Source organism: Alteriqipengyuania triglochinis, assembly GCF_054655655.1.
This window is the reverse complement of the sequence record NZ_BAAHNC010000003.1, coordinates 338,139-352,844: the sequence shown is the minus strand read 5'-3', so window position 1 is coordinate 352,844 and position 14,706 is coordinate 338,139. Positions and strand designations below refer to the sequence as shown.

Annotated in this window: 11 protein-coding genes and 1 tRNA gene; 3 read left to right on the top strand and 9 right to left on the bottom strand. The window is 65.2% G+C overall.

Annotated elements, in window-relative coordinates; all coding sequences use genetic code 11:
- The first annotated feature begins 5 nt into the window (after positions 1 to 5).
- On the top strand, positions 6 to 890 hold the full coding sequence (locus ACYQ0L_RS11905) for an MBL fold metallo-hydrolase (RefSeq protein WP_459789436.1): 885 nt from the start codon (positions 6 to 8) through the stop codon (positions 888 to 890).
- Positions 891 to 935: 45 nt separating this feature from the next.
- Here ACYQ0L_RS11905 and ACYQ0L_RS11900 read toward each other — a convergent pair whose 3' ends face one another.
- From ACYQ0L_RS11900 to ACYQ0L_RS11885, 4 genes are all read right to left on the bottom strand, one after another.
- Positions 936 to 1,961, bottom strand: a complete 1,026-nt coding sequence (locus ACYQ0L_RS11900; protein ID WP_459789435.1) for an NADPH:quinone oxidoreductase family protein — start codon at positions 1,959 to 1,961, stop codon at positions 936 to 938.
- Positions 1,921 to 3,873 (bottom strand): flavin-containing monooxygenase, encoded by a 1,953-nt coding sequence (locus tag ACYQ0L_RS11895; RefSeq protein WP_459789434.1) that lies wholly within the window; start codon positions 3,871 to 3,873, stop codon positions 1,921 to 1,923. Before ACYQ0L_RS11895 ends, ACYQ0L_RS11900 begins: the two co-directional genes overlap by 41 nt.
- A 65-nt stretch (positions 3,874 to 3,938) precedes the next feature.
- Complete coding sequence (locus ACYQ0L_RS11890; RefSeq protein WP_459789432.1) at positions 3,939 to 5,564, bottom strand: AMP-binding protein; 1,626 nt, start codon at positions 5,562 to 5,564, stop codon at positions 3,939 to 3,941.
- Positions 5,565 to 5,573: 9 nt separating this feature from the next.
- Positions 5,574 to 6,752 (bottom strand): iron-containing alcohol dehydrogenase, encoded by a 1,179-nt coding sequence (locus ACYQ0L_RS11885; protein ID WP_459789431.1) that lies wholly within the window; start codon positions 6,750 to 6,752, stop codon positions 5,574 to 5,576.
- 118 nt (positions 6,753 to 6,870) lie between these two features.
- Here ACYQ0L_RS11885 and ACYQ0L_RS11880 point away from each other — a divergent pair, with 118 nt between their 5' ends.
- A complete protein-coding gene (locus tag ACYQ0L_RS11880; protein WP_459789430.1) occupies positions 6,871 to 8,019 on the top strand; it encodes a CaiB/BaiF CoA transferase family protein in 1,149 nt (382 codons plus the stop codon).
- A 69-nt stretch (positions 8,020 to 8,088) separates the two neighbouring features.
- On the opposite strand, the gene ACYQ0L_RS11875 is transcribed toward ACYQ0L_RS11880, so the two are convergent.
- Positions 8,089 to 8,174, bottom strand: a tRNA-Tyr gene (locus ACYQ0L_RS11875).
- A gap of 176 nt (positions 8,175 to 8,350) precedes the next feature.
- Here ACYQ0L_RS11875 and rlmB point away from each other — a divergent pair.
- The gene (rlmB, locus tag ACYQ0L_RS11870) at positions 8,351 to 9,100 is read left to right on the top strand and encodes a 23S rRNA (guanosine(2251)-2'-O)-methyltransferase RlmB (protein ID WP_459789428.1); all 750 of its coding nucleotides are present in this window, start codon (positions 8,351 to 8,353) and stop codon (positions 9,098 to 9,100) included.
- A 123-nt stretch (positions 9,101 to 9,223) separates the two neighbouring features.
- Here the strand turns inward: rlmB and ACYQ0L_RS11865 are convergent, their stop codons facing one another.
- The 4 genes from ACYQ0L_RS11865 to ACYQ0L_RS11850 all read right to left on the bottom strand — a co-directional run bounded on the left by ACYQ0L_RS11865 (position 9,224) and on the right by ACYQ0L_RS11850 (position 14,703).
- Positions 9,224 to 9,496 carry an HU family DNA-binding protein gene (locus ACYQ0L_RS11865; protein ID WP_342506100.1) on the bottom strand — a complete coding sequence of 91 codons (273 nt, stop codon included), beginning with the start codon at positions 9,494 to 9,496 and terminating at the stop codon, positions 9,224 to 9,226.
- 197 nt (positions 9,497 to 9,693) lie between these two features.
- Positions 9,694 to 12,090: an endopeptidase La gene (lon, locus tag ACYQ0L_RS11860; protein WP_459789427.1), complete on the bottom strand. Its 2,397-nt coding sequence runs from the start codon at positions 12,088 to 12,090 to the stop codon at positions 9,694 to 9,696.
- A 418-nt stretch (positions 12,091 to 12,508) separates the two neighbouring features.
- On the bottom strand, positions 12,509 to 12,850 hold the full coding sequence (locus ACYQ0L_RS11855; protein ID WP_459789426.1) for a YbaB/EbfC family nucleoid-associated protein: 342 nt from the start codon (positions 12,848 to 12,850) through the stop codon (positions 12,509 to 12,511).
- Positions 12,847 to 14,703: a DNA polymerase III subunit gamma/tau gene (locus ACYQ0L_RS11850; RefSeq protein WP_459789425.1), complete on the bottom strand. Its 1,857-nt coding sequence runs from the start codon at positions 14,701 to 14,703 to the stop codon at positions 12,847 to 12,849. Before ACYQ0L_RS11850 ends, ACYQ0L_RS11855 begins: the two co-directional genes overlap by 4 nt.
- Between the last annotated feature and the right edge of the window lie 3 nt (positions 14,704 to 14,706).

Sequence of the window (14,706 nt, the reverse complement as noted above, 5' to 3'; positions counted from 1 at the left end):
AACCGATGACCGAAGCATTTCGGATTGGACGCCATAAGGTCCATCGGATCGAGGAGTGGCAGGGCGGGTTCAGCCCGCCCGACGCCCTCTTCGCCGAATACGAACCTGCGGCCTTCGCCGCCCAGGCACCGGGCTTCGAACCCGATTTCCTGCGCGACGGCCTCATCTACGGCTATCTCCAGAGCTGGCTGATAGACACCGGCGAGGAGAGGGTTCTGGTCGATACCGGGGCGGGCAATAACAAGTCGCGCCCCGGCATCCCGATCTTCGGCGATCTGGAGGGGGATTTCCTCGGCAGGCTGAACCAAGCGGGATATGCGCCCGAAGACATCGACAAGGTCTTCTGCACCCATCTCCATATCGATCACGTGGGATGGAACACGCAGCTGGTCGACGGGGAGTGGAAGGCCACCTTCCCCAACGCGACCTACTTCTTCCCCACCATCGATGAGCGCGCGTGGAACCCGGACAAGGATGTCTACGCCTCGCTCGCCGGGGCGCAGGTGAATGCCAACGTGTTCGAAGACAGCGTCGCCCCCATTATCGAGAGTGGGCAGGCCCGTTTGATCGAGAGCGGCGCGACCATCGCCGACGGGATGAGTGCCTTCGATTCCCCCGGCCACACGCCCGGCCACATGGTACTGCAGGTGGAAGACGGCGGAGACGTGGCGCTGTTCACCGGGGATATCCTGCATCACCCGATGCAGGTTCTTCGGCCCGACTGGAACAGCGTGTATTGCGAAGACCGCGAGGCAGCGGCGGACACGCGGCGCAAGATTCTGGAACAGGCGACAGACCGGCAGGCACGGATCGTGCCGGCCCATTTCGGCGCGCCCCACTCCGTCTTCGTCGAGCGCAGCGACGATGGCTTTCGCCCCGTCTATCGCTAGCCTCAAGCGGCACCCTGACGCCAAGCCGGCCGCCGGCAACCAAGCTCAGGGCGTGACGACCACCTTGCCGAGGCGATCGCTGGCGGACACGCAGGCGATCGCCTCGCGCGCATCGGCCAGCGCGAACGTGCGCGCGATCGGCGGGTCGATCCGGCCGGACCGGCCCATCGCCAGCACGATGGAGAGAATTTCGCGAACCCGCGCTGGCTCGCTCTCCCACAGGTAGCGGGCATCGACCCCCGCCAGCTCCCCCGATTTGAGCAGCGGCAGGTTCGCAGGCAGGCTGGGAATGCCATCGCCGGAAGCGAAGCCGACCACCAGATGCCGGCCCCTCTTTACCAGCGAGCGGAAGCACGGCTCAAACAGAGCGCCGCCGACCGGATCGAAGACCATGTCGACGCCGCGCGGGAATTCACGCTTCAACCGGTCGCGCCAGGTGTCATCCCGGTAATCGATGACCAGCACTGCCCCGAGCGCGGAGACCATCGCCTGCTTGTCCTCGCCTGACGCGAGCCCGATCACGCTGGCCGCGCTCGCGCTCGCGAGCTGCACCGCAGCCGAGCCGACGCCGCCCGATGCTCCGGTGACGAGCAGGGTCTGGCCCGGTTTGAGCCCACCCCGGTCGAACAGGCCATAATAGGCGGTGAGATAGTCGAGGAGCAGCGCCGCCGCCTTTTCCGGCGCCAGCTCGCTGGGCACGGCCACCGTGTGCTGCGCCCCGAGAACAGCCTTGTCGGCGAGGCCCCCGCCGAACTGCCACGATGCGACCCGCTGACCGGGCTCGAAACCGGCCACCCCCTCGCCCACCTGTTCGACGATGCCGACGATCTCGCCCCCCGGCACGAAGGGAACCGGGGGCTTCATCTGGTAGAGCCCACGCATCACCAGCGGGTCGACGAAGCCCAGCGCGGTCGCTTCCACCGCGACGAGGATTTCTCCCCGTCCCGGCCGCGCCACGGGCACCTGCCGGAGCGAGAAGTGGTCGAGGCTTCCCAGCGCGTCGCCGCAATAGGCGCGCATGGCGTGGCCTTCAGCGCGCAGCGGCGGCCCGCTGCGCCGTCTCGCCGTCATAGGCAAGGTCGCTCTCGTCGGGCTTGCGGGTCATCCGCCAGAAGGCGTCGTTGCGCCACGGGGTGATCGCGATGACGCGGCCCTTCGAATTGCGATACCAGTTCTCGGTGCCGGGATGGGTCCAGACCAGCTTCTCGTGCGCTTCGTCGATCCGGCGCAGGTAATCCTCGTACACATTGTCGCGCACTTCCACCGTCTGCGCGCCGTGTTCGTTGGCCGAGAGGACGACTTCGCCGGCGAAGTGCATCTGGTTCTCGATATTGCGGATCATGCTGCCGCCATGGCCCGAACCGACATTGGGGCCCAGCAGGATGAAGAAATTCGGGAAGCCGGGCACCAGCGTGCCGAGATAGGCCGCAGCATCGTCCTTGCCCCATTTCTCGCGCAGCACGGCGCCATCGCGGCCGATGATGTCGTACGAGCCCAACACGTTCGTCGTCTGGAAGCCGGTGGCAAGGATGATCACGTCGGCCTCGACCGTCTCGCCGGAGGAGGAATGCAGCACGTTGCCGTCCACCCTGGCAAGGTGTTCGGGGATCAGCGTGACATTGTCCTTCTTGATCGTGCGGTACCACCCGTTGTCGAGCAGCATGCGCTTCGCGAAGGGCGGATAATCGGGCAGCACGTGCTCGATCAGGTCGGGCCGGTCCTCCAGCTCTTCCTTCACATAGCGGGTGAAGGCGCGGCGGTGGCCATCGTTGATCGCATTGACCGCGCGTTCGGGATGATCCCACTCGGGATCGCGAAACAGTGTGCCGTGCACCCGGTCGTTGAAGGTCCACGAAAGGCGCTGTTCGGTCCATGCACGATAAAGCGGCACGACCTTCATGAGATAGCGCACGCCGGCCGGGATGGTCTTGCGGAATTGCGGGAACGGCGCGGCCCATTGCTTGGACCGGGCGAAGATCGTCAGGCTTTCCACCTCGTCGGCGACCGCGGGGGCGACCTGCATACCGGAGGCACCATTGCCGATCACCGCGACCCGCTTGCCGGCCACCTCAGCATCCTCGGGCCAGCGGCTGGTGTGGTAGACATCGCCCGCAAACTCATCGAGCCCGGGGATGGTCGGGTATTTCGGAATGTTGAGGATGCCGACCGCGCTGAACAGGTAATCGGCGCTGTACGTGTCGCGCTTGCCTTCGGGCGAGGTGATGGTGACGTCCCACTTCGCGGAGGCTTCGTTCCAGCGCGCTTCCTCGACAGTCGTGTTGAAGCGCGCGTTTTCGTAGAGATCGAAGTGCTTTGCGGTATCGAGCAGATATTCCTCGATCTCGTCGCGCAGCGGGAAATACATCGACCAGTCGTTGGGCCGGCAGGAGAACGTGTAGGTCAGCGCCGGCGTATCGACGCCGCAGCCGGGATATCTGTTTTCGAACCAGGTACCGCCGAAATCATCGTTCTTTTCGAACAGGGTGTAGGGAATGCCGAGCTTGCCCAGTTCGATGCCTGCACAAATGCCCGACACGCCGCCGCCGATCACGATCGCGGTCTTGCCGTCGGGCACCGCATCCGGCGCCGGTTCCTCGGCCCCGTAATCCATGCCCGAGGCGATGATGTCGCCATATTCCTGGGGCACATCCTCGGTCATCGCGACGGTCAGCATTTCGGCGAGCTTTGTATTGCTCGGCCGGGGGATCGCCATCGGCTTGCCATCGAGCCAGGCCGTGATCGCAGCACCGGCCGCGTCGCGGATCTCGTGCTGGAGGGGCTTCGACAGCTGGCCGCTGTCATTGTCGTCCAGCCCCGGCGAACGGCCGGGCGCATAGGGCGCTTCCAGCCAGCGGTCGTTGCCGGTCATCTGGTAGAGCACCATCAGCAGCGCGGGGATGTTCGCCTTTGCGATCCCGTCTTCCAGCAGGTCGCGATCGACCTGGGAGGCGGATATCGAACGGGTTTCGAACGGGTTGGTCATCGAATGAATCGTCCTGCTTGGGTCCGGGCAGGTTCGGCCTGCCGCATGGAGGGGTTCGGGGGCGGTCAGGCGCTGAAGTTCTCGCGCCTGACGCGCAGACCTGCGGCTTCGCGGTCCCAGGTGTCGTGGGTTATGCCCTCGGCGCGCAGTTCGGCCTTCATCACCTTGGCCGAAGGCGTCTTGGGCAGTTCCTCGAGGATGCGGATGTATCGCGGCACCATGAAGTAGGGCATCGCATCGATCAGGAACTGGGCCAGCTCGTGCCGGTCGATCTCCCGCCCGGGAACGGGCGCGACGATCACCATGACCTCGTCCTCCGAATATTCGCTCGGCACCGCAACCGCGGCGGCCTCGCGCACGCAGGGGTGGCGGCAGACATCAGCTTCGACTTCGAAGGAGGAGATATTCTCGCCCCGCCGCCGGATCGCGTCCTTCACCCGGTCGACGAAGTAGAAATAGCCATCCTCGTCCTGGCGGAAGGCGTCGCCCGTATGGAACCAGCCGTTGCGCCAGGCTTCGGCGGTGGCTTCGGGATTGCCGTAATAGCCGCTGTTCATCGCGAAGGGCCGATCGGTGCGAACCAGCATCTCGCCGATCTCGCCCACCGGCACTTCGCAATCATTGGCATCGACCAGCCGGACATCGACCCCTTCGCGCACCTTGCCGCAGGTGCCGATCCGGTCCGGATTGGCTTCGGACACGATCGGCGAGGATATCTCGGTCATGTTGAAGATGGTGTAGATGTCGACCCCGAAGCGCTCGTGAAAAGCCTGCGCATCGCTGGTCAACGGGACCATGAAGGCCTTCTTGACCGTGTGGTCCTTGTCGCTCGGCCTGGGGTCGGCCTTGAGCAGGAAGGTCGCCATCACGCCGAGCAGGAAGACCATCGTCGACTTGGTCGCCTTTGCGATCGACCAGAACTCGTCGGTCGAAAAATTGTCGATCATCGCGACCGAGGCACCGCGCGCCAGCATCACGAAGGGCGGGCCCATCCCGCCGATGTGGAAGATGGGTGCGACGCACAGGTAACGGTCGTCCTCACCCACCATCGGCCAGGATTCCGGCCCTGCGTTGCAGAACATGTGCAGGTATGACGACAGCACGCCCTTGGAGGGGCCCGTGGTCCCCGACGTGTAGATGATCGACTGGATATCCCATGGTTCGATGGGCCGTTCCAGCGGAAGGGTGCCGTCAGGATCGCCGATGACGCTGTCGTACGCAGTCACCGGCAGGGGCGCGGTACACCCTTCCCCGTCGCCGGTGACGACCAGCCGTTCGAGCCCCGCCAGATCCACTTCGGACAGGCGCGGAAGCAGATCGGGGTGCACCAGCATGAAGCGCGCACCCGAATTGCCGACGACGTGCTGGAGCAACTGGCCGCGATAGGCGGTGTTGAACGGCACGAAGACCGCGCCGATGTAATTGATCGCATAGAAGGCGATGATCGCATCGGGGCCGTTGGGCAGCCACACGGCCACATGCTCGCCCTGCTCCACACCCAGCGCGCGCAGGCCTGCCGCCTTGGCGCGAACCTTCTTCTGCAGCTCGCCGAAGGTCCACTCATCCCCGTTGGCGAAGACGATATGGGCCTTGTCGGTCCGTTCCTCCGCCCACCGGTCGAGGAGGTAGCGCAGAACGCATTCGTCGCGATTGGGAATGCGCGGATCGGTGAAATCGCGTTCTCTAGTCATGCCATCCCCTCAGGCTGCAAGGCGCAGGATCTGCATGACATCGTCGGCGCTCTTCACCGGACGCGGGTTCGTCCGCCCCCAGATGTCGAGCAGCGTGTATTCGGCCACCTGCTGGAAGCGCGATTCGTCCACCCCGACCTCGCTCAGCGTGCGCGGCATGCCGAGGTTACGGATGAACGCGTCGAGCGCTTCCGCCGCGGTGGGGTGCGTGTTGCCGAGCACCGCGAGGGTGCGCTGCTGGCGGCTGTCGTCGTACTCCGCGTTCCACTGGAGCACGTAGGGCGCCATGACGCACGAACAGTGCCCGTGGGGAACGTCGCAGGTGCCGCCCAGGATATGGCCGATCGCATGGCTCGCCCCCATCGGCACGCCGCCGATGATGCTGATCATCGATTGCCACGCGCCGATCTGGCACTTGAGCCGGCCTTCGAGATCGTCCGGATTGGCCTTCACACGGGGCAGACCCTCGACCAGCAGCTTGAGCGCGCTTTCGGCAAGCCCGTCGGCAAAATCGTTCGACTTGTCGGAAGAGAGGGTTTCGATCGCATGATCGACCGAGCGCACTCCGGTCGAAAGCCACAGCCATGCGGGCGTATGCACGGTGATCGCGGGATCGAGCACGACCATCACCGGCGCCATGTTGCGATGTTCGTAGCCCTGCTTGTGCTGGGTCGCCTCGTCGGTCGAGCCCGACAGCGCGTTGAATTCGCCACCCGAAAGGGTCGTTGGCACGCAGATGACCGGAATGTCGGGGCCGACGGTGATCGGATTGATGACTTCGCCATCGTCGGTCACGTAGGTCCGCAGCGGCTCGAAATCTTCGATCGTGCGGACATCGTGCTTGATCATCAGGCTGACGATCTTCGCGGCGTCGGTCGCCGAGCCACCGCCGATCGAGACGATCAGATCCGCCCCGGCATCGCGCGCGGCATTGGTGGCCGCCAGCACATCGGTGCGCGGCGCGTGGGGCGCGATGCCGCTGAACGTGCCGCCGTGGCGCGAGCCGAGCGCCTGTTCGATCTTGGCGATCTCGTCGGTATCGTTGCGCAGCGTCGATGATGCGATCAGAAAGACCTTGCTGCAGTCCATTGCCTGCGCCTGATCGACCAGAGCCTCTGCAGCGGGCATTCCCATCGTGACCCGTTCGGTCCGGGTGAAACGCAGTTCGCTGGGTGTGACACTTCCCATCTCAGTTCCTCTCTTCCCATGGTGCCCGCATTTTTGCGGATCGTGGTTAGATAGTGACAGCCAATCGCCTTACTGGCTAGTAGCTTTTTCAACTGACGGGAATATCGGGGAGAGACCCATGGACGATGATCGAGCGGACGTGCCGGAGACGGTGCGCGACGAGAGCACGCCGCTGGCCGGGGTCAAAGTGCTGGAGTTTTCGGGCCTGGGACCGACCCCGTTCGGCGCGATGCTGCTCGCCGATCTGGGAGCGGACGTGATCCGGATAGAAAGAGCGGGCCCGGCAAACCCGCTCGGCGGATCGCCCGATTTCGATTTTATTTTCCGGGGCCGCCCGACCCTATCGCTCGATCTCAAATCGGCTTCGGGAAAGCAGCGCCTGACCCGGCTCGTGCGCCACGCGGACGTGCTGATCGAAGGCTTCCGGCCCGGGGCGATGGAGCGACTGGGCGCGGGCCCGGACGATCTGTGCGCCCTCAACGACCGGCTGATCTACGCCCGGATGAGCGGCTGGGGCCAGCACGGTCCGCTGGCGCACAAAGCGGGGCACGACATCAACTACCTCGCGGTCAGCGGTGGCCTGTACCCCATCGGCCCCTTCGACGGCCCGCCCACGCCTCCGCTGAACTTCGTCGGCAATTTCGGCGGCGGCGGGACGTTTCTTGCAATGGGCGTGCTCGCCGCGCTTCACGAGCGGGAACGGTCGGGCAAGGGGCAGGTCATCGATGTCGCCATGATCGACGGGATCAGCGTGCTGATGACGCAGCTGGCCGGATGGATGCAAATGGGCCGCTGGAACGAGGGCCGCGGCGGAAACCTGCTGGACGGCAGCGCGTATTTCTACCGCTGCTACGAAACTGCGGATCGGCGACATGTCGCGGTGGGGGCCCTCGAAAAGCCGTTCCACGATGCGTTCGTCGAAGGGCTCGGCCTCGATCCCGAAGATTTCGCCGACCACCTCGACCCGCGTTGCTGGAGCGCGCGCGCCGAAAGGATTGCGCCCATCGTGGCCCAGCGGACCATGGTCGAATGGCAAGCGGTGTTTGCGGACCGAGACGCCTGCGTGACGCCGGTTCTCTCGCTCGAAGAGGCCGCCGCTGCCGGGACGGCGGGAGAGCGCGCGTCGTTTCACTCCACCGACGTTTCCTTCCAGCCGCTTCCCGCGCCGCGCTTTGGCAGGTCGCAAACGCGCCCTCCCTCGGACCGAGTCCGGCAAGACGGGCTGGCGCAAGCGCTGGAACGGTGGGGCGTGGCAGACGATCGCTAGCAGGGCACGAGGCCAGAACCGCACCATCGGACGGGGCGGGATCGGCCCCTCGCCTCTTGGGAAGAAAGGTGGTGGACAGGGCTGGATTCGAACCAGCGTACGCTTGCGCGGGCAGATTTACAGTCTGCTGCCTTTAACCACTCGGCCACCTGTCCACAGGGTCTGGTCTGCCAGAAGCAATGCAAGAAACGGTCGATCCGTTGGGTCAACCGCTTGCCGAGGAGCGCCCCTTTGAAGAACGCGCGCTTGCCTGTCAATGGCCGCGCTGGCAGGGCGTGGAGCAATGAGCAAAACGGAACGAAAAAGAGCGCTTCGCGGGCGCGCGGGTCGCATGAAGAACGGGCGTGGCAGTGGCCGGGCCAGTACGGGACAGGTGCGCCTGTGGGGCCGCCACGCGGTCGAGGCGGCGCTGCTGAACCCCGAACGCAAGCACCGCAAGCTGTGGGCGACGCGCGATGGCATCGATTCGCTGGATGGCGAACTGCCCGCCGATTTCCCGATCGAATATGCCGATACTGGCGATCTCGACCGGCTGGTGGCGCGCGATGCGCCGCACCAGGGGCTGGTGCTTGAATGCGCGCCGCTGGAGGAACGCGACCTGATCGAGGTAATTCAGGGCGGTGAGCCGGGGCGGCCGATCGTCGTCCTCGACCAGGTGACCGATCCGCACAATGTCGGCGCGATCCTGCGCTCGGCCGCAGCCTTCGATGCCGCCGCCATCGTCACGCAGGACCGGCACGCCCCGCCCGAAAGCGGCGTGGTCGCCAAGTCCGCGTCGGGCGCGTTGGAGACCGTGCCGTGGATCCGGGTCGTCAACCTCGCGCGGACGCTCGAAGAGCTGAGCACGCACGGCTTCTGGCGAATCGGAATGGCTGGCGAAGCCGAGATGACTCTGGCGCAGGCCATGCCCACGGGCCCGGTGGCGCTGGTCATGGGGGCCGAGGGCGCCGGCCTGCGGCATAATATCGCGGGGCACTGCGATGCGCTGGCCAAGCTGCCGATCTCCGACGCGATCGAGAGCCTCAATGTCTCCAATGCGGCCGCCATCGCGCTGTACGCATTGGCAACGCGCGCAGGCTGAGCCTCCCGCCCTTCTCCCACCATCCGCGACCCGCGCAAAGCGGGCACAAAAAAACCCCGTCGGTCCACCACCCGACGGGGTTTTTCTTTGTCGGTGCCTGGTCAGGCACCCGGCTTTGCGTGATTAGTTCACGGCATCCTTGAGGCCCTTGCCAGCCTTGAATTTCGGCTGGTTGGAAGCCTTGATTTCCATCGGTTCGCCAGTGCGCGGGTTGCGGCCCGTCGAGGCCTTGCGCTTGGCGACCGAGAAGGTGCCGAAACCAACGAGCCGGACCTCATCGCCATCGGCGAGGGCCTTCTGGATCGAATCGAAAACGCCTTCGACAGCGTTCGATGCATCGCTCTTGGACAGGCCGCAGGATTCAGCAACGGCGCCGATCAGCTCATTCTTGTTCATTCGGAAAACCCCTCAGTCCCAGACTTTAACGGTGTGAATTCGCATCATGCGAATGCCCCGACTTGAGACTTTTGTCGCGAGTCTGTCAAAGCCATTCTGGCCAAAAAGCGCAGAAAAAGGCGATTCCTTGGTTTCGCGCCCGTTAACCGGACAAAATCGCCCGCCCTTTCCAGAACAAACGCCGTACAAACTGCCTATCAGTGCGTAGTTTGGCCACTTTCCGAAAACGGAACCGCGTTGACCGGCTGACTCGCCAGATCGTCCGCCTCGGTCCATTCGATCGCTTCGGGCTCGCGCACCAGCGCACGGTCGAGCACCTGGTCGACATGCGAGACGGGCACGATTTCCAGCCCTTCGGTCACCCGCTCGGGTATCTCGGCGAGATCCTTCACGTTGTCCTCCGGGATCAGGACCATCGGAATCCCGCCGCGGCGTGCGGCCAGCAGCTTTTCCTTCAGCCCGCCGATCGCAAGCACGCGGCCGCGCAGAGTGACTTCGCCGGTCATCGCGACATCCGGGCGCACCGGGATTCCGGTCAGGGTCGAAACGATCGAGGTGACCATGCCGACACCCGCGCTCGGCCCGTCCTTGGGCACCGCACCTTCGGGCAAGTGAATATGGATGTTCTTGCGCCGGAAGATCGAGGGCTTGATCCCGTAGGCAGGCGCCCTCGCCTTTACGAAGCTGAAGGCGGCGGCGACGCTTTCGTTCATGACATCGCCCAGCTTCCCGGTGGTCTTCACGTCGCCCTTGCCCGGCGTCGTGACGCTCTCGATCGTCAGCAATTCACCGCCCACTTCAGTCCAGGCGAGGCCGGTGACCGCGCCGATCTGCGCGTCCTTTTCGCCCAGCCCGTGCTTGAACTTGCGCACGCCTGCGAACTCGCCGAGGTTTTCCGAGGTAATCTCGACCGTCTCGGCCTTCTTTTCGAGGATCTTGCGCAAGCTCTTGCGCGCCAGCCGCGCGATCTCGCGCTCCAGCGTCCGGACCCCGGCTTCGCGGGTGTAGTAACGGATCAGATCGCGCAGGCCGTCGTCGGTGAGCGAAAACTCGCCCTCCTCTAGGCCGTGGTCGGCGATCTGCTTGGGCAGCAGGTGCGACTTTGCGATCTCGACCTTCTCGTCCTCGGTATAGCCTTCCAGCCGGATGATCTCCATCCGGTCCAGCAGCGGCTGCGGGAGGTTGAGCGTGTTGGCCGTGCATACGAACATGATGTCCGACAGGTCGAAATCGACCTCTAGGTAATGGTCCTGGAAATGCGCGTTCTGTTCGGGATCGAGCACTTCGAGCAGGGCCGAAGCCGGATCGCCCCGGAAATCCTGGCCCAGCTTGTCGATCTCGTCCAGCAGGAACAGCGGATTGCTGGTGCCTGCCTTGGTCAGGTTCTTGACGATCTTGCCCGGCATCGAGCCGATATAGGTCCGGCGGTGGCCGCGGATCTCGGATTCGTCGCGCACCCCGCCGAGCGACTGGCGGACGAACTCACGCCCCGTGGCGCGGGCGATCGACTTGCCGAGGCTGGTTTTGCCGACACCCGGAGGGCCGACGAGGCACAGGATCGGGCCCTTCAGCTTGTTGGTGCGGGCCTGGACCGCGAGATATTCGACGATCCGCTCCTTCACCTTTTCCAGCGCATAGTGATCGTCGTCGAGCACCTCCTGCGCGGCGTCGATATCGTGGTTCAGCTCGCTCTTCTCGCCCCACGGCAGGTCGAGCAGGACGTCGAGATAATTGCGGATGACGGTCGCCTCGGCGCTCATCGGCTGCATCGACTTGAGCTTCTTGAGCTCGCTGTCCGCCTTCGAGCGCGCCTCTTCCGACAGATCGAGCTTTTCGATCTTCTCCTGCAGCTCGGCAATCTCGTCGCCGTCGGCGCCCTCGCCCGAACCGCCCAGCTCGCTCTGGATCGCCTTCAATTGTTCGTTGAGGTAATATTCGCGCTGCGTCTTCTCCATCTGCCGCTTCACGCGGCCACGGATGCGGCGCTCCACCTGCAGGACAGAGAGCTCGCCTTCCATGAACCCCAGCAGCATCTCGAGCCGCTTGCGCGGATCGGGCTCGGTCAGCAGCGCCTGCTTGTCCGACACCTTGATGGAGAGCGCTGCTGCAATGGCATCGGCCAGTGCGCCGGCATCGTCGATGTCGCCCAGCTCGTCCGCCGCGCCCTCGTTCTTCTTCGAAAGCTTGGCGTATTCGGTAAACTGCTCGACGACCGAGCGCATCAGCGCGGTCACTTCGCTGCCCGACACGGTGGTCTGGTCGATCTCGCGCACTTCGGCGATCGTCAGGTCCGCCTCGTCATGCAGCGCGCTCAGGTGCGCGCGCGACGTCCCCTCGACCAGCACGCGAACCGTGCCGTCGGGCATTTTCAGCATCTGCAGGATCTGCGCCACGACACCAATGTCGTAGAGGTCGGAACCGCCGGGTTCATCGCAGCCGGGATCGATCTGGGCGAGGAGGAACACGTCCTTGTCGCCTTCCATCGCCGCTTCGAGCGCGGCGACGGAGCGTTCGCGCCCGACGAAGATCGGCACGACCATGCCGGGAAAGACGACGATGTCGCGAAGGGGAAGCAGGGGATAACGCTGAGTCATAAGTATCTTTTAGCGCGCGGATTGGTCGCGCACCCGTCCTTGGGAAGGAATATGGGTTCACTTCGCCGAGGTCGCAATGGGAGGTATCGGCGAGTTGTGGATGCGTCTCGATGGCGGACACCGAAGGCTGGTTGCCCAGCCTTCCCGCTTTCCTACCCCGAACGGCGCCGGTAGCGTGCCCCCCGGCTCCTTCTCATCGTCGCTCGAAATGGGAGCCCCCCCGTCGCTTCGGAACGCCATTCTGTCACCTGACGCAGGCTATCTCGCTGGAACATAAAGAAAAACCCAGGGTGACAGGTGGGTGACACGTGTCACCTACCGTCGCCCTGAGCCTGTTATCCCGGGGCCCTCACCGGACCTCGTGCGATCCCGGATGGCCACCGCGTGAGATCGCGGTTGCTGCCGCTGCTGCGAGCCTTCAACCCATGCCGGGCAGGTTGAAGCCCGGCGGCAGGCCCATGCTGCCTTGGATCTTCTGCATTTCCTCGTTCGAAACTCGATCGGCCTTGCCGCGCGCATCGTTGAAAGCGGCAGCGACCAGATCCTCGACCATCTGCTTTTCTTCGGGCTTCATCAGGCTTTCGTCGATGGTGACGCCCATGATGCGCCCGCGGGCGGTGCATTTCACCTTCACAAGGCCGCCACCGGCAGTGCCTTCGACCTCGATCGAATCGAGCTTCGCCTGCGCGTCGCCCATCTGGCTCTGGATCGTTTCGGCCGCTTTCTGCGCGGCGGCCATCATTTCTTCCATCGATTTCATGCTTGCTTGCTCCATTGGGGGGTTTGAGCGGCGGTGCCCTGCTCCTTTTCGTCGAGCAGTTCCGCCTGGGGGAAGGCCGCGCGTGCGGCCTGCATCAGGGGGTGAGCCTCCATGGCATCGCGAACGGCCGCCGCCTGCGCCTGCGCCGCTTCGGCCATGCTCGGCGGGGCGGCCGGATCGCTGACCTCGGTCAGCACCCAGCTGCGCCCGGTGGCCTTGGACAGCGCGCTGCGCAGCTCGGCCTCGATCTTGTCCTTGAATTGCGGCGCGCGGGCAAAGGTGATCGCCCCATCCTCGATCGCAGTGACACGCAGTTGCAGGCGCATGATGCTGGCCGCAATGTATTCGCCCGCATCTTCCACCTTGGCGACCAGCGCCGCAAAGCTGTCGGCAGCAGCGAGGTGTGGCGCGGCGCTCGCTGCCGGGGCGGACGCAGGTGCCGGGGCAGCCGATCCATCGGAGGACGGCGCCGGAATGCCCTTGGCCAGTTCCTCCATCTTGCGGATGAGGGTGCCCGGATCGGGCGCATCGGCGGCGTGGACCAGCCGCAGCAGCGCCATCTGCGCGCTGACGAGCGGATCGGGCGCGGTCTTGACCTCGTCGTAGCCCTTCAGGAGCAGCTGCCACAGCCGGTGGAGCTGGCCCGGGCTTAGCTGTTCGGCCCACGCGGACAGCGTCCCGCGCTCTTCCTCGCCCGCGAGGTCGGGCATTGCGCCGCCGACCTGCATCACCGTGATCCGGTGGACGATATCCATCAGCGCCCGCATCAGCGCCAGCGGCTCGACCCCCAGCGCATACTGGTCGGCCACCGCATCCAGCATCGCCCTGGAATCGCCTTCGAGGATGCAGCCGAGCAACCGGCGCTGCGCGCCCGCGTCGGCCAGCCCCAGCATGTCGCGCACCCGCGCGGCGGTAACCTTGGCATCGCTGTCGAGATCGGCATGGGCAATCGCCTGGTCGAGGATCGAGAGCCCGTCGCGGACCGACCCTTCGGCCGCAGCCGCGACCAGCGCCAGCGCCTCTGGCTCGGCCTCGACACCTTCCTGCTCGCACACCCAGGCGAAGTGCTCCGCCAGCCGTTCGGTCGGGATGCGGCGCAGGTCGAAGCGCTGCGTGCGGCTGAGCACCGTCACCGGCAGCTTGTCGACCTCGGTGGTGGCGAACAGGAACTTCACATGGCTCGGCGGCTCCTCAAGAGTCTTCAGCAACGCATTGAAAGCATTGCGCGACAGCATGTGAACTTCGTCGATGATATAGATCTTGTAGCGCGCGCTGACCGCCGAATAGCGGACCGCCTCGATGATCTCGCGCACGTCGTCGACACCGGTATGGCTGGCCGCGTCCATCTCGATCACGTCGATATGGCGGCCTTCGGCAATCGCGCGGCACGGTTCGCACGCGCCGCAAGGGTCGATCGTGGGCCCGCCCTGCCCGTCCGGCCCGATGCAGTTGAGCGCCTTGGCAATCAGGCGCGCGGTGGAGGTCTTCCCCACCCCGCGCACGCCGGTCATCAGGAAGGCATGCGCCAGCCGGTCGCGGCGGATCGCGTTGGCCAGCGTCTGGACCATCGGCTCCTGCCCGATCAGCTGGCTGAAGGTCTGCGGACGGTACTTGCGCGCAAGAACGCGGTAAGGCTGCGCAGGATCGGCCGGCGCAGCGGCAGCAGGCGGTGCGGCCGGTGCCGGCGTTTCGTCCGCCGGAGGCTCTGCAGGCGCGGCATCCGGGGCGGCGGGCTCTTCCGTCCCCCCGCCGAACATCGCACTCTGCCCCGCTGCCTCGAGCTCGGCGGCGCTCGGCCCACCCTCCTCGCCCTGCGGCGGGAGGGCGTCTTGATTGTCCGGTGAATCACCCATGCC